The sequence below is a fragment of the Demequina sp. genome, from assembly GCF_016278775.1.
Taxonomy (GTDB): Bacteria; Actinomycetota; Actinomycetes; order Actinomycetales; family Demequinaceae; genus Demequina.
This window is the reverse complement of record NZ_JADQBF010000013.1, coordinates 93,817-108,834: the sequence shown is the minus strand read 5'-3', so window position 1 is coordinate 108,834 and position 15,018 is coordinate 93,817. Positions and strand designations below refer to the sequence as shown.

At 65.8% G+C, this 15,018-nt stretch carries 15 protein-coding genes; 10 read left to right on the top strand and 5 right to left on the bottom strand.

Translation table 11 applies throughout. From position 1 onward, the window contains the following. Positions 1 to 8 precede the first annotated feature (8 nt). From whiA to QZZ33_RS02555, 7 genes are all read left to right on the top strand, one after another. Positions 9 to 992, top strand: coding sequence for a DNA-binding protein WhiA (gene whiA / locus QZZ33_RS02585; protein WP_291377918.1), 984 nt, complete (start codon positions 9 to 11; stop codon positions 990 to 992). Positions 993 to 1,159: 167 nt separating this feature from the next. Further along, the gene (gene gap / locus QZZ33_RS02580; protein WP_291377917.1) at positions 1,160 to 2,164 is read left to right on the top strand and encodes a type I glyceraldehyde-3-phosphate dehydrogenase; all 1,005 of its coding nucleotides are present in this window, start codon (positions 1,160 to 1,162) and stop codon (positions 2,162 to 2,164) included. 76 nt (positions 2,165 to 2,240) lie between these two features. Beyond that, positions 2,241 to 3,431: a phosphoglycerate kinase gene (locus QZZ33_RS02575; protein ID WP_291377994.1), complete on the top strand. Its 1,191-nt coding sequence runs from the start codon at positions 2,241 to 2,243 to the stop codon at positions 3,429 to 3,431. Between the two features lie 3 nt (positions 3,432 to 3,434). Next, positions 3,435 to 4,223, top strand: a complete 789-nt coding sequence (tpiA, locus tag QZZ33_RS02570; protein ID WP_291377916.1) for a triose-phosphate isomerase — start codon at positions 3,435 to 3,437, stop codon at positions 4,221 to 4,223. 115 nt (positions 4,224 to 4,338) lie between these two features. Beyond that, entirely contained in the window at positions 4,339 to 4,584 is a 246-nt protein-coding gene (gene secG / locus QZZ33_RS02565; RefSeq protein ID WP_291377915.1) for a preprotein translocase subunit SecG, read from the top strand. Positions 4,585 to 4,613: 29 nt separating this feature from the next. Beyond that, positions 4,614 to 4,973 (top strand): RNA polymerase-binding protein RbpA, encoded by a 360-nt coding sequence (locus QZZ33_RS02560; RefSeq protein ID WP_291377914.1) that lies wholly within the window; start codon positions 4,614 to 4,616, stop codon positions 4,971 to 4,973. A gap of 81 nt (positions 4,974 to 5,054) precedes the next feature. Beyond that, entirely contained in the window at positions 5,055 to 5,336 is a 282-nt protein-coding gene (locus QZZ33_RS02555; RefSeq protein WP_291377913.1) for an Rdx family protein, read from the top strand. Between the two features lie 19 nt (positions 5,337 to 5,355). On the opposite strand, the gene pgl is transcribed toward QZZ33_RS02555, so the two are convergent. The 5 genes from pgl to tkt are packed head-to-tail and all read right to left on the bottom strand — an operon-like array spanning position 5,356 to position 12,178. Next, positions 5,356 to 6,072 (bottom strand): 6-phosphogluconolactonase, encoded by a 717-nt coding sequence (gene pgl, locus QZZ33_RS02550; protein ID WP_291377912.1) that lies wholly within the window; start codon positions 6,070 to 6,072, stop codon positions 5,356 to 5,358. Continuing rightward, positions 6,072 to 6,974 (bottom strand): glucose-6-phosphate dehydrogenase assembly protein OpcA, encoded by a 903-nt coding sequence (locus tag QZZ33_RS02545; protein WP_291377911.1) that lies wholly within the window; start codon positions 6,972 to 6,974, stop codon positions 6,072 to 6,074. The genes pgl and QZZ33_RS02545 overlap by 1 nt, the downstream gene beginning before the upstream one ends. Further along, entirely contained in the window at positions 6,971 to 8,488 is a 1,518-nt protein-coding gene (gene zwf, locus QZZ33_RS02540) for a glucose-6-phosphate dehydrogenase (protein WP_291377910.1), read from the bottom strand. The genes QZZ33_RS02545 and zwf overlap by 4 nt, the downstream gene beginning before the upstream one ends. A 4-nt stretch (positions 8,489 to 8,492) precedes the next feature. Next, positions 8,493 to 10,121, bottom strand: coding sequence for a glucose-6-phosphate isomerase (locus QZZ33_RS02535; RefSeq protein WP_291377909.1), 1,629 nt, complete (start codon positions 10,119 to 10,121; stop codon positions 8,493 to 8,495). Further along, the gene (gene tkt / locus QZZ33_RS02530; protein WP_291377908.1) at positions 10,118 to 12,178 is read right to left on the bottom strand and encodes a transketolase; all 2,061 of its coding nucleotides are present in this window, start codon (positions 12,176 to 12,178) and stop codon (positions 10,118 to 10,120) included. Before tkt ends, QZZ33_RS02535 begins: the two co-directional genes overlap by 4 nt. A gap of 110 nt (positions 12,179 to 12,288) precedes the next feature. Here tkt and QZZ33_RS02525 point away from each other — a divergent pair, with 110 nt between their 5' ends. Genes QZZ33_RS02525 through QZZ33_RS02515 form a run of 3 tightly spaced genes read left to right on the top strand, consistent with a single transcriptional unit; the run spans position 12,289 to position 15,018 of the window. Beyond that, positions 12,289 to 13,251 (top strand): heme o synthase, encoded by a 963-nt coding sequence (locus tag QZZ33_RS02525; protein ID WP_291377907.1) that lies wholly within the window; start codon positions 12,289 to 12,291, stop codon positions 13,249 to 13,251. Next, positions 13,239 to 14,192, top strand: a complete 954-nt coding sequence (locus tag QZZ33_RS02520) for a site-specific tyrosine recombinase XerD (protein WP_291377906.1) — start codon at positions 13,239 to 13,241, stop codon at positions 14,190 to 14,192. Before QZZ33_RS02525 ends, QZZ33_RS02520 begins: the two co-directional genes overlap by 13 nt. A gap of 10 nt (positions 14,193 to 14,202) precedes the next feature. Further along, on the top strand, positions 14,203 to 15,018 hold the full coding sequence (locus QZZ33_RS02515) for an AAA family ATPase (RefSeq protein WP_291377905.1): 816 nt from the start codon (positions 14,203 to 14,205) through the stop codon (positions 15,016 to 15,018).

Here is a 15,018-nt window from a genome sequence, read left to right as displayed (position 1 = left end):
TAGGCGACATGGCGCTCACGGCACAGGTGAAGGACGAACTGGCGCGTGTCGCCGTCGAGCGGATCTCGTCTCGCAAGGCGGAGATCGCCACCACCCTCAGATTTGCTGGCGGACTGCACATTGTGTCCGGCCGCATTGTCATCGAGGCGGAGTTGGACACTGCCGCGTCCGCGCGGCGCTTGCGGACGTTCATCCACGAGGTGTACAACCTCGGTTCAGAGATCATCGTGGTGTCAGGCGGCGCCCTGAAGAGGGGGAATCGCTACGTGGTCCGCGTAGTGAAGGAGGGTGAGTCGCTCGCCCGCCAAACAGGACTCCTCGACCACAGGGGACGGCCCGTGCGGGGACTTCCCCCGCAGGTGGTGGGCGGTTCGGTCGAGGACACGGTCGCGGCGTGGAGGGGTGCCTTCCTTGCGCATGGATCGCTCACGGAGCCCGGCCGGTCGGCGAGCCTCGAAGTGACGTCGCCAGGGCCAGAGGCGGCTCTGGCGCTCGTGGGCGCAGCCAGGAGGCTTGGCATCACTGCGAAGTCTCGCGAGGTGCGCGGTGTGGACAGGGTCGTCATTCGAGATGGCGACGCCATCTCTGGGCTGCTGGCACGACTCGGAGCGCATGACTCGGTGTTGGAGTGGGAGAACAAGCGCACCCGGCGTGAGGTGCGCGGCACGGCGAATCGACTCGCCAACTTTGACGACGCCAACCTGCGCCGCTCCGCCCAGGCCGCTGTGGCGGCATCGGCGCGAGTCGAAAGGGCGTTTGAGATTCTCGCCGACGAGGTTCCAGAGCACCTTCGGGAGGCGGGCACGTTGCGGATGGCACACCGAGACGCGTCGCTCGAGGAGCTTGGTCGCCTCGCGACTCCGCCGTTGACGAAGGATGCCGTAGCAGGCAGGATTCGGCGACTACTGGCGACCGCGGACAAGAAGGCAAAGGATCTCGGCATTCCCGACACAGAGGCGGGAATCAACCAAGAATTGCTGCGCTACGAGTAGTGCGCCGCGCACGTCGGACAAGCCCCTGTGAGGGACCTTTGTCGCGCGCAATTGGCGCATCGTTGGTAGTAGGCTGGCTGTAGTGGCCCGCCCTGGCGGCGCCCCGCGCAACAGTGCGCAGCCCCAGATCCCCAAACGCGCCACGATGCGCGAACCGAGGAGAGAAAGTGACCATCAAGGTCGGAATCAACGGCTTCGGCCGCATTGGACGAAACTTCTACCGCGCCGTCGTGGCGTCGGGCGCTGACATCGAGATCGTGGGCGTCAATGACCTCACCGACATCAAGACGCTTGCACACCTGCTCAAGTACGACACCGTTCTGGGTGTTCTCCCGGCCACGGTGACGTACGACGACGAGAACATCATCGTTGACGGCAAGGCCATCCGCGCCCTCGCAGAGCGCGACCCAGCAAACCTGCCTTGGGCAGACCTCGGCGCAGACATCGTGATCGAGTCCACCGGATTCTTCACCGACGCGACCAAGGCGAAGGCCCACATCGACGCGGGTGCCAAGAAGGTCATCATTTCGGCCCCCGCGAAGAACGAAGACGGCACGTTCGTCGTCGGCGTGAACCACGCGGACTACGACCCGACCACGCAGCACATCATCTCGAACGCCTCCTGCACCACCAACTGCCTCGCGCCCGTCGCCAAGGCCCTCAACGACGCCGTCGGCATCGAAAAGGGTCTGATGACGACGATCCACGCCTACACCGGCGACCAGAACCTGCAGGACGGTCCCCACAAGGACCTGCGCCGTGCACGTGCCGCCGCGCAGAACATCGTCCCCACCTCGACCGGTGCCGCCAAGGCTGTCGCCTTGGTGCTCCCCGAGCTCAAGGGCAAGCTGGACGGCTTCGCGATGCGCGTTCCGACCATCACCGGATCCGCGACCGACCTGACCTTCACGGCCTCACGCGAGGTCACCGTTGAAGAGGTCAACGCCGCGGTCAAGGCCGCAGCAGAAGGCGACATGGCGGGCACCCTCGAGTACACAGAAGACGAGATCGTCTCCTCTGACATCGTGGGCAACCCGAACCAGAGCATCTTCGACGCCAAGTTGACCAGGGTTTCTGGCGACATGGTGAAGATCGTCGCCTGGTACGACAACGAGTGGGGCTACTCCACTAGCCTCGTGAAGCTGACGTCTTACGTCGGCGAGCGCCTCTAACATTCCCGTGAGAAACGTCCGTGCACGCGACATGCGTGTGCGGACGTTTTTCTGTCACCAGTAAGGAACAGACATGCTGAAGACGATTGACAGCTTGGGCGACCTCACCGGCAAGAAGGTGTTGGTCCGCTCTGACCTCAACGTGCCGCTCGACGGCACCACCATCACGGACGACGGCCGCGTGCGCGCCTCTGTCCCCACCATCGAGAAGTTGTTGGCGGCGGGTGCCGCTGTCATCGTGACGGCGCACCTGGGCCGTCCCAAGGGGGCTCCTGAGGACAAGTACTCCCTTGCCCCCGCCGCTGCCCGACTGTCCGAGTTGCTCGGCAAGCCCGTGTCTCTCGCCTCCGACCTGGTGGGCGAGTCAGCCAAGGCCACTGCAGCGGCGCTTGAGCCCGGCCAGGTTGCCATGCTCGAGAACGTGCGCTTCGATGCCCGTGAGACCTCGAAGGTCGACGACGAGCGCGAGGCCCTTGCCGGGGAACTCGCCGCGCTCGCCGACGTGTTTGTCTCCGATGGATTCGGCGTGGTGCACCGCAAGCAGGCTTCGGTGTACGACATCGCCAAGATGCTTCCCGCAGCCGCCGGGTTGCTGGTCCAGAAGGAGGTCGAGTCGCTCAGCAAGGCCGTGACCGACCCCGCGCGTCCCTACGCCGTGGTGCTGGGCGGTTCAAAGGTGTCGGACAAGTTGGGCGTCATCGCCAATCTGCTCACCAAGGCGGACCGGCTGCTGATCGGCGGCGGCATGGTGTTTACCTTCCTCAAGGCTCAGGGCTACGAGGTGGGCAGTTCGCTTCTCGAAGAGGACCAGCTCGACACCGTGAAGGGTTACCTCGCCACCGCCAAGGAGAACGGAGTCGAGATCGTCTTGCCGACCGACATCGTCGCGGCCGCCGGTTTCGCCGCCGACGCCGAGCACGACGTAGTCGCGGCCGACGCCATTCCTGCCGACCGCATGGGTCTCGACATCGGCCCCGACTCAGCCACGCTGTTCGCCTCGAAGATTGTGGACGCCAAGACGATCGTCTGGAACGGCCCCATGGGCGTGTTCGAGTTCGACGCGTTCGCTGGCGGCACCAAGGCGGTCGCGCAGGCCATGATCGACTCCGACGGCTTCTCCGTTGTCGGCGGTGGCGACTCCGCCGCCGCGGTCCGGATCCTCGGCTTTGACGAGGCCGGCTTTGGACACATTTCTACGGGTGGCGGCGCGTCGCTCGAACTTCTCGAAGGCAAGACCCTTCCGGGTCTGGCCGTGCTGGAGGGCTAATACATGACACGCACACCGCTCATTGCAGGCAACTGGAAGCTGAACCTCGACCACCTTGAGGCGACGCACACGGTGCAGAAGCTCGCGTGGCTGCTGCGCGACGCCAAGCACGACTTCTCCGCCGTTGAGGTGGCAGTGCTCGCTTCCTTCACGTCTCTGCGCTCAGTGCAGACGCTCGTGGACGCCGACAAGCTGGAACTCAAGTACGGCGCACAGGACGTGTCTGAGCACGTCTCAGGCGCCTACACGGGCGAGGTGGCTGGCAGCCAGCTCGCCAAGCTCGGCTGCGACTTTGTCGCGGTAGGACACTCCGAGCGCCGCCAGTACCACGCAGAAACCGATGAGGTCGTCGCCGCCAAGACCAAGGCGGCCTTCGACAACGGCATCGTCCCGATCGTGTGCGTGGGAGAGGGTCTGGACATCCGCAAGGCAGGCGACCAGGTGTCGTACACGCTGGCGCAGGTCGACGGGGCCCTTAAGGACCTGCCCGCAGACAAGGCCAAGGACGTCGTCATCGCCTACGAGCCCGTGTGGGCCATCGGCACAGGCGAAGTTGCCACCCCAGCAGACGCTCAAGAGGTCTGTGGAGCGATCCGCGGCCGTCTTGCCGAGTTGTACGACGCAGAGCTCGCCGATGGCGTGCGGGTGCTGTACGGCGGTTCAGTGAAGTCCGGTTCCATCGCCCAGCTCATGGCCGAGGTGGACGTGGACGGAGCCCTGGTGGGCGGTGCGAGCCTCGACCCAGAGGAGTTCGCAAAGATCGCGCGCTTCCAGGAGCACGTGACCGGATAGCGCCTGATACCCCGCCGTGCGTTGCCGTGCGGCGGGGTCCACAGCGCCCGACGCCCTTCAAGGCTTGCCGCGTCGCGTATCCTGGTCCCAACGACTTGAAAGTTCGAGGAGAACTGTGCAGATTTTGACAACGTCCCTGTGGGTGATTCTTGTTGCCACCAACGTGCTGTTGATCGGCCTGGTGCTGATACATCGCGGACGCGGCGGCGGCATCACCGATGTGTTTGGCGGTGGGATCGCGTCCGGGATTCAGAGCTCCGCGGTGGGTGAGCGCAATCTGTCCCGCATCACGTGGGGCGTGGCGATCACTTGGGCAATGTCGATCATCTTGCTTGGCCTGATCGCCAAGTACGCCAACTAGCCACGCAAAGAAGCAGGGGGTAGGACACCATGGCAGGTGGTAACGCAATTCGGGGCTCGCGCGTCGGTGCTGGTCCTTTGGGTGAGGCGGAGCGCGGCGAGTCTGCGCCCCGCGAGATCTTCTCCTACTACTGCGCGAACGGGCACGTCACCCGTCCGAGTTTCGCGACGGGCGAGGACCGCGAGATTCCCGCCGAATGGGATTGTCCCCGTTGCGGACTGCCGGGCGGGCTCGACCCCGACAACCCGCCGGAGCCGTTGCGCAACGAGCCGTACAAGACTCACTTGGCGTACGTGAAGGAACGGCGCAGCGATGCAGAAGGCGAGGCGCTCTTGCAGGAGGCGCTCGAGGCTTTGCGCGCGCGCCGCGCCTTCGTTGCCGCGGAGTAGTCTCTCGGGTCTCCGCCCCGCGCCTCGGTTGCGGGGGAATGGATTGGCGTCGGGAGTTGCTGTCCCCAGCGGAGGTTCACCATGCTGATCGAGATTGAGTACTGCGTGCCGTGCGGCTATCTGCCGCGGGCCACGGAAGCCCAGACCCGTCTGCTGGAAGAGTTTGGCAACGCCATCGAGGGTGTGACGCTCAAGACGGGCCGCAAGGGCGTGTTCACGTTCACGGCGGACGGCGAGCAGATCTACTCGAAGCCGGATGAGTTCGACATCGAGGCGATCGTCGGCACCATTCGCGCCAAGCTGCCAGCCACCGAGGCGGTCCAGGCAGAGGGTCGTGACTTGCTCATGGGAAAGAAGCACTAGGGCGTCGACGCGGGAACCGCTAGACGGAGGTTGACGCCGCTGCATCGAGCAGCCACATCGTGCGCTCCGTGCCCGCGACGGCGGCAACCGGTACGTCAAGGTCCCCTGTGAGCCCGCGCGCGACGGCGTCGGCCTTGGAGGCGCCTGCTGCCACGATCCACACCTCACGTGCGCGGTTGATCGACGCGAGGCTCAGGCTTACTCGGGTGAGCGGCGGCTTGGGGGAGTCGTGCACCGCAACCGCGTCGGCCGAGGCTCCTGCGGCATAGACCGGATGCCCGGGGAACAGGGACGCGACGTGCCCGTCCGGCCCCATGCCGAGCAGTAGCACGTCCCACACGGGGCTTCCCAGGCTCACCATCTCCCGCGCGTACGCATCCGCCGCCTGTTCCGCTGTCGCGAAGTCGTCTGAACTGCCCATGCGGTGAATGTTGTCCTCCGGCAGCGGCAGGTGCCTTAGCAGCGCCTCTTGGGCCTGACCCTCGTTGCGGTCGGGATCGCCTGCGGCAACGAAGCGTTCGTCGCCCCACCACACGTGGACGCTCGTCCAGTCGATGATCCCGGACAGCGGGGAAGCGCCGAGCGAGGCAAGCAGGCCGATGCCGACGCTACCGCCAGTGAGCACGACGTGCGCCACGCCTCGCGTGGCGATCGTGTCGGTGAGCACCACGCCCAGGCGAGCCGCCGTGGCATCGGCGACTGCCTGCTGGTCAGGATAGATGACGACGTGGCGCATCAGCAGTGCACAATCTCGTGCAAGGCCTCGCCATAGACGGGGTCGTCGTCCATGCGGCGCAGTTCCTCCGCGAGGCAATCGCTGAGGGAGCGCGACGGCAGTGTGATGACGTGGTCTGGCTGGCCCGGCTGGCTCAGCGTGGCGTTGAGGCCGTCCGGGCGGCGGATGCCAATCTCTCCGGCGGGGGTGTCGAGACACACCGACACCAGTCCGGTGGCCTCAGGGTCATACGTGGCCTCGAAGTCGCAACCCAGCGTGCGACGTAGCCAGGCTCCAAAGAGCAAGATTGAGGGAGAATTGACGTCGCCGTGCAGATGGGCCTTGGTGACGCGCCTGTCGCTCACCTGATCGAGCGCGGAGGCCAGCAGGGCGCGCCAGCGGGTGAGACGCGTCCATGCTAGGTCGGTGTCTCCCGCACGGTAGCCGTCCGACAGAGCACACAGCACGGCTGCGGGGTTGGTCGAGCCCTTGGTGTCCGTGATACGGCGCTGGGCCATGGCTCCGAGCCCGTCCGCTGAGGGCACGAGAGGGACGATGGCCGGCCACCAGGCGACAATTGGCGCGTCGGGAAGCAACAGGGGAGTGATGAGGGTGTCGGCGTGCTTCATGGCGGTCACCGGTGGACGCAAGACGACCACCTCGGAGGCGCCCGCGTCTCCGCCAACCCTGATCTGAGCGTCGAGCACATCGGACTCGTCTTGGGGGGCCAGGACGACGATCCGGCAAGGGTGCTCTCTCGACGCCACGTTGGCCGTGCTGATTGCCTCTTCGGCGTCGGCGTCTGTGGCATCGATGACGAGGGTCATGACGCGCCCGAGGGTGATCACGCCGCCTTCTTTGCGCAACCGCAACAACTCCGCGTTGATGTCGACCGTGGTCGTCCCAGGAAGATCGAGAATCATGGCCGCCTCCACACGCGCCCATCGCGCGCCATCATCTGGTCAGCTTCGCCAGGACCCCACGTGCCCGAGCGGTACTGCTCTGGCTGACCCTGAGTCGCCCAGAACTCGATGATGGGGTCGAGAATCTGCCACGATAGCGCGACCTCCTCGTGTCGGGGGAAGAGGGGAGGGTCGCCCAGTAGCACGTCGAGGATGAGACGCTCGTATGCCTCAGGGGACTCGTCGGTGAACGCGTTGCCGTAGGCGAAGTCCATCGTGACGTCGCGTACCTCCATCGCGGTTCCTGGCACCTTGGAGCCAAACTTGAGCGTGACGCCCTCGTCCGGTTGGACGCGAACGACCAAGGCGTTCGTGCCCACGTCGGAGCCCTCGATCTGCTGGAAGTACGGAGAGGGCGCCTTCTTGAAGACCAGCGCGATCTCGGTCACCCGACGTCCGAGACGCTTTCCGGCACGCAGGTAGAAGGGCGTGCCGTTCCAGCGCCGGTTGGGGATGTCCACCTTGATGGCCGCGTACGTCTCGGTCGTCGAGTCCCCAGCGATTCCGTCTTCTTCGAGGTACCCGCCCACCCGCTCGCCTCCGCGCCATCCCGCGGAGTATTGCCCGCGCGCCGTCCCTTGTGCCAAGTCGGCAGGAAGCGTGACCGCCCTGAGCACCTTCTCCTTCTCGGCCCGCAAGTCCGCGGCACCGAAGGAAGCAGGCTCCTCCATGGCGGTCAGTGCGAGCAGTTGCAGCAAGTGGTTCTGGATGACGTCGCGCGCAGCGCCGATTCCGTCGTAGTAGCCGGCCCTGCCACCGATGCCGATGTCTTCTGCCATCGTGATCTGCACGTGGTCGACGTATTGCGAATTCCAGATCGGCTCGAAGAGCTGGTTGGCGAAGCGCAAGGCAAGCAGGTTCTGCACCGTCTCTTTGCCGAGGTAGTGGTCGATGCGGAACACGGCGTCGGGGGGAAAGACCTCACTGACGACTTCATTGAGTTCGTTCGCGGTCTCGAGGTTGTCGCCAAACGGCTTCTCGATGACGACGCGACGCCAAGTGTTTTCTTTGGGGTCAGACAGGCCGGAGTCCCGCAACTGCGTGATGACTTGTGGGAACGCCGACGGCGGGATGGACAGGTAGAAGGCGTGATTCCCGCCCGTGCCGCGCTCCGCATCGAGTTCCTCGACCGTGCGACGCAGTTCTGCGAAGGCCTCCGGGTCGTCAAAAGTCCCCTGTACAAAGCGGATTCCGGCCGAAAGTTGCTCCCACGTCTCTTCGCGCCACGGCGTGCGCGCGTACTTCTTGACGGAGTCGTAGACCACTTGCGTGAAGTCCTGCTTATCCCACTCCCTGCGCGCGAACCCCGTGAGGGCGAATGCGGGCGGAAGCAGACCACGGTTGGCGAGGTCATAAACGGCGGGCATGAGCTTCTTGCGCGCGAGGTCGCCGGTGACACCGAACATCACCAGGCCACACGACCCGGCAATGCGGGGTAGGCGGCGGTCGCGGGGATCGCGCAGAGGGTTGACCACTGGATTAGCCTCCCAGGGCTGAGATCATGCGGGTCACGTCTGACGGCGACGAGGCATTGAGGCGCAACACGGGACGATGGTGGTTCATGAGCACAAGTGCGTCGCCCACTGCTTGAGCGTTCACCAACTGGCCGAACGTGAACGGTTGCCCAGGAATTTCCATGTCGTCAGCGAAGGTCCCCGTGATCTGCAGGAACGCGCCGACGGGGGCGCCACCCTTGTGAAGCTGCCCGGTCGAGTGAAGGAATCGGGGGCCCCATCCAAACGTCACCGGCCTGGCTACGTCTGCGGCCAGAGCGCGACGGATCGCGGGTAGGTCCGGGAGGCTCTCTCGGTTGAGGTAAGCCATCACCGCAAGGTAGCCGTCTGCTGGCACGGCGGCCTTGATGGCGCCGAGGGCGTCCTCGAGGTTCGTCGAACCGTCCAGCAGGCCCTCTGAGCCCCACATCTCGATGCCGTCGTCAACGAGCGCTGGCCGCTCGGGCTCCGGAAGCGAGTCGAGCAGCCCCCGGGCGGCCACCTTCGCGGCTTCCACGTCGGGCTGGTCGAAGGGGTTGATGTCGAGCACACGTCCCGCGATGCACGTGGCGTACTCCCACAGCAAGAACTGGCCACCGAGGGTTCCTGCGACCCAGATGGAGTGGCCCTCCGGCTCGCCGTCGAAGTCGAGGGGGACGAGCCTGGTGTCGATCGCGCCCGCCACGGTCGCGTCGGGGGCGTCCGCCTCTGCCACCACGGGTACGACACCGACGCCGTCCTTGCCTGTCGACTCAGCAATCAGTTGCTCAGCCCAGTCGGCAAGGCCGACCAGCCCCGAGTTGTGGTCAGAGAACACGAGATAGCTGCGGGAGGAGCCCGCCATCGCGGCGCCGAGCACGATGGCGGGGTTGGCCGCGTGGTCCTCTGCGAGCGAATCGGCCACGGCGTCTGCTTCGTCGAGAAGTTCTGCCACCGGAACCCCGGCAAGTGCAGACGGCACCAGGCCGTAGGCGCTCAACACCGAGAACCTGCCGCCCACGTGAGGGTCAGCCAGGAACACGGCGCGATAGCCAGCCTGTTTCGCGGCGTGGTGCAAGGGGGACTCGGGGTCCGTCACCACCACGATGTGCTTTCGCGGGTCCAGCCCCGACTCCTCGAAGGCAGATTCGAAAACTCTGCGCTGAGAGTCCGTCTCCACAGTGCTGCCCGACTTTGACGACACCACCAGGAGGGTGCGCTCAAGGTCGCCGGTGAGCGCCGCGCGCACCTGGTCGGGGTCGGTCGAGTCGAGAGTCACCAGCGGCACGCCGTACGTGGCGCAGATGACTTCTGGACCGAGGGAGGAACCTCCCATGCCCGCGAGCACGATCCGATTCATGCCCTCGCCCCGCGTGTCCGCATAGAGATCCTCGAGTTCGGCGACGAGCGCACGCGAGGACTGGGGGAGGTTGACCCAACCCAGCCGAATGCTCGCTTCCGCGACAGACTCCGGCCCCCACAGGGTGGGGTCGCCCACGGCGATGCGGGAGGCCACCTGGTCTCTCACGAGGCCTTCCGTGAGCCCGGAGGCTGCCTCAGCGGCGTCTCCCGCTACCGTGACCGCGAGGTGGGCCTCGTCACCGAGGCCCACCCACGTGGACAGGAAGGTGCTCACGCAGAGGCCTCCACGGACTCCTTGGCCTTGGAGACGACGTTTTCGGCGGTGAAGCCGTACTTCCTGAGCAGCTTGTCGCCCTGCGCTGACTCGCCGAAGTGGTCGAGGCCGACGATGCGTCCGGCGTCTCCCACGAGCTCGCGCCAGCCAAGAGGCGAGCCAGCCTCGATGGAGACTCGTGCCTTGACGGCCTTGGGCAGCACGGACTCGCGGTACTTGTCGCTCTGGCGTTCGAACAGTTCCCGGCACGGCATCGAGATGACGCGCGCCTTGATACCGTCCTTCGCTAGTTCTTCGCGAGCTGAAACGGCCACCTGGACCTCGGATCCGGTCGCGATGAGCAGCACGTCTGCGTCCTCGTCTGCGCCCGCAAGCACGTAGGCGCCCTTGGCGAAGCCTTTGGCGGACGTCCCTTCGAGAGTAGGCACATTCTGACGCGTCAGGATCAGCCCACATGGGCGATCCTTGGTTTCCAGGGCGTGCTTCCACGCCCAGGCCGTCTCGTTGGCGTCTGCGGGACGGACGATGTCAATCCCTGGGATGGCGCGCAACGTGGCGATGTGCTCGACCGGCTGATGCGTGGGGCCGTCTTCACCGAGGCCCACAGAGTCGTGGGTCCACACGAACGTGGTGGGAATGCCCATGATGGCCGCCAGTCGCACCGAGCCGCGCATGTAGTCCGAGAACACCAAGAAGGTGCCGCCGTATGCGCGTGTCAGGCCGTGAAGGGTGATGCCGTTGAGGATGGTGCCCATGCCGAACTCGCGGATGCCGAAGTGCAACGTGCGGCCGTACCAAGTGCCCTCCCACGACTTCACCGAGCGGTGCGGGGGCAGGAACGACAGTTCGCCCTTCATGGTGGTGTTGTTGGAGCCTGCGAGGTCGGCAGAGCCGCCCCACAGTTCGGGCAGCACGGGTGCGAGGGCGGTCAGCACCTCTCCGGAAGCGGCACGGGTCGCCACCGACTTGCCCACCTCGAACGTCGGCAAGGCATCTGCCCAGTTCTGGGGAAGCTCCTTCGCGACGAGGCGGTCAAGAAGTGCCGAGCGCTCGGGCTGCTCTGCCTGCCACTTGGCGAAGCGACTGTTCCACTCCGAGTGTGCGGCCTGGCCGCGGTCGCGCACGGACTGCATGTGTGACAGCACCTCTGGCTCGACAGCGAAATGCTGCTCGGGATCGAAGTCAAGCACCTTCTTGAGGCCCGCGACCTCTTCGGCGCCCAGCGCGGAACCGTGTACCCCGCCCGTGTTCTGCTTCGAGGGCGAGGGCCAACCGATGATGGTCGACAACGCGATGATCGACGGCTTGCCCGTCTCCGCCTTGGCGTTCTCGATGGCGTCAAGGAGGGCGTCGGTGTCCTCTTCGTAGCCGTCGGGGGTGACCCAGTCGACGCGCTGCGTGTGCCAGCCGTACGCCTCGTAGCGCTTCAAGACGTCCTCGCCAAAGGCGATGTCCGTCTCGTGCTCGATGGAGATCTTGTTGTCGTCCCAGATCACGATCAGGTTGCCGAGCTCTTGAACGCCTGCGAGCGCAGAGGCCTCAGAGGAGACGCCCTCTTGGAGGTCGCCGTCAGAGGCGATGACGTAGATGTGGTGGTCGAACACCGACTCGCCTGGCGCGGCGTCTGGGTCAAGCAGTCCGCGCTCACGGCGAGAGGCCATGGCCATGCCGACGGACGATGCCAGGCCGGAGCCGAGCGGGCCGGTCGTGATTTCCACACCAGGCGTGTGCCCGTACTCGGGGTGGCCAGGCGTCTGTGAGCCCTCGGTGCGCAGCTGCTTGAGGTCGTCGAGACTCATGGGGTAGCCGGAGGCGAAGAGTTGAAGGTACAGCGTGAGCGACGAGTGGCCGCACGACAACACGAAGCGGTCTCGGCCAAGCCATGTGGGGTCAGATGGGTCGTGGTTGATCACGTTCTGAAACAGCAGGTAGCCGGCTGGCGCCAGCGAGATGGCCGTGCCGGGGTGGCCGTTGCCCACCTTCTCCACGGCGTCGGCGGCGAGGACACGGAGGGTGTCGATCGCGCGGGTGTCGAGGTCAGTCCATCCAGTGGCCACGGTTCTCCCTTGTAGCGTTGTAGGGCGGCCATCCCAGCCTACCGGCGCTCGCGGTCGCCCGGGCGCGCTCGGGGGCAGTTGCTGGCATGGAGCCCACGTACAATCGACATATGCCGTCAGCCTCGACGACGCCCACAGACGTCCCAGCCCCCTCGGTGGGTCGAGTGATCCTGGCGACGCGAGTGCTCAAGGCGTACGTGTCTCTCACCAAACCGCGCATCATCGAGCTTCTGCTGGTCACCACGCTTCCCACGATGGTGCTTGCGGCCGATGGGTGGCCAGGCGGATGGCTGATGACGGCGACCATGATCGGGGGCACCCTGTCCGCAGGGTCGGCCAATGCCTTCAATAGCTATCTCGATCGCGATATCGACGCCGTGATGAGACGCACCCAGAGCAGGCCGCTCGTCACGGGGGCGGTGTCGCCGCGAGCAGGGCTCACGTTTGCTTGGGTGCTCGCCGCCATCTCCACCGCGTGGTTCTGGTGGCTGGTCGGTTCCCCGCTTGCAACCGCCCTGTCGGTGGTCGCCATCGTGCTGTATACGGTCGGTTACACCATGCTGCTGAAGCGTCGCACTTCGCAAAACATTGTGTGGGGAGGCGCCGCCGGTTGCATGCCAGTGTTGATCGGTTGGGCCGCTGTCACGGAGTCCCTGTCCTGGACGCCAGTGGTGCTGTTCCTCATCGTGTTCCTGTGGACTCCGCCCCACTACTGGCCCCTAGCGCTCAAGTTTCGCAAGGACTACGAACACGCGGAGGTGCCGATGCTTCCCGTGGTCGCCACCCCAGTGAAGGTGGCCAAGCAGATGGTGGCGTACGCCGCCGCCATGGTGGTGGTGTCCCTTGTGCTCGTTCCCCTTGCCTCGATGACGTGGATCTACGCCGTGTTGGCGCTCGGGTTCGGCGTGTGGTTTGTGGGTGGGTGCGTCGCGCTTTACAAGCGGACCATTGACGGTTCCAAGCTGCGTTCGATGCGCCTGTTCCGCGACTCGATCATGTACCTGTCCGTGGTCTTTGGTGCCGTCTTGGCCGACCCGTTCTGGCCGGATTCGCTCACGGTGTGGCGGGGCTAGGGCTCGAGCGCGAGCTCGCCACCTATCTCGCTCACGTCACGGTAGAGCGGGGCTTGTCGCGCAATACGGTCGCCGCGTATCGCCGCGACCTTGGCCGCTACGTTGAGTACCTGGTGGCGCGGGATGTGGCCTCGGTCGCCGACGCTCGCCCCGCGCACGTCTCGGACTTCGCCCAGGCGGTCTCTTCGGGGGGCGACGGGCGTTCGGCGCTTGCCCCAGCGTCGGCCGCGCGCACCGTGGTCGCCGTGCGCGGCTGGCACCGCTTTGCCGTGGCAGAGGGCTGGACCATTGACGATGCCGCGATCGACGTGAAGCCGCGCACGACTCCCGCGCGACTCCCCAAGGCGCTCAGCACCGAGGCCGTGGAGGGCCTGCTGGAGGCCGCGGCAACGGGGGAGGGACTGGGACCGCTCAGGGACAAGGCGCTGCTTGAGGTCTTGTACGCCTCAGGCGCGCGGGTGTCAGAGGCCATTGGTCTGGACGTCGATGACGTCTCGCTCGAGCCGGGAGCGGAGGCGGTCTTGCTGCGAGGGAAGGGGCGCAAGGAGCGGATTGTGCCGATGGGGCACTTCGCGGCCGACGCCGTGAACGCCTACATGGTGAGGGCGCGGCCCGCGCTGGCCTCGTCGGGCAAAGGGACGCCAGCGCTGTTTCTCAACACGCGCGGAGGCAGATTGAGTCGCCAAAGCGGTTGGACCATCATCAAGGCTGCGGCAGCGCGAGCGGGCATGGAGAACGTGTCCCCTCACACCTTGCGACACTCCTTCGCGACCCACCTGCTGCGAGGGGGCGCCGACATCAGGGTGGTGCAGGAGTTGCTCGGTCACGCCTCTGTGACCACGACCCAGGTCTACACGCTCGTCACGCGGGACGCCCTGCGCGACGTCTACCAGAGCGCGCACCCGCGTGCCCGCGGTAGCGCCACCCCGCGCCCAGAGTAAGGTGAGCGACGTGACCGAGTTCCCAGACCCCCCCGCTCTCGACGGCACAGGTCCGGCCAGGATCGTGGCGTTGTGTAACCAAAAGGGCGGCGTCGGCAAGACCACCACGTCGGTGAACCTTGCGGCCGCTTTCGCTGAGTACGGCCGAAAGGTGCTGTTGGTCGATTTCGACCCCCAAGGCGCCGCGTCTGCGGGTCTCGGCGTGAACTCCCACGAGCTGGACACGACCGTCTACGACCTCCTCATGGGCCCTAGGCGGGACACCTCCAGTGTCATCGTTCCGAGTGGCATTGACCGGCTCGACGTCCTCCCAGCCAACATCGACCTGTCCGCCGCAGAGGTGCAACTCGTGGGCGAGGTTGCGCGAGAGAGCGCCTTGGCGCGCGCTCTGCGACCAGTCGAAGATGACTACGACCTCATCCTGATCGACTGTCAGCCTTCGCTCGGGCTCTTGACAGTGAACGCCTTGGTGGCCGCGCACGGGGTCGTGATCCCGCTTGCCTGCGAGTATTTTGCCCTGCGCGGGGTGGCTCTGTTGGTGGACACCGTGAGCAAGGTGCAGGACCGCCTCAACCCGAAGCTCACGATGGACGCTATCGTGCCCACGATGTACGACCCCCGCACGCTTCACGCCCAAGAAGTGGTGGACCGCGTGCGCGACGCCTTCGGGGACCGCGTCACGGAGACCATGATCGGCCGCACTGTGAAGTTCCCTGATTCATCCGTGGCATCCGAGTCGATCCTCACCTTTGCGCCCAAGCACGCGGGGGCCGAGTCTTACCGTCAGCTTGCCCGCGAACTGGTGACGCGCGGGGTCGCGGCCTGA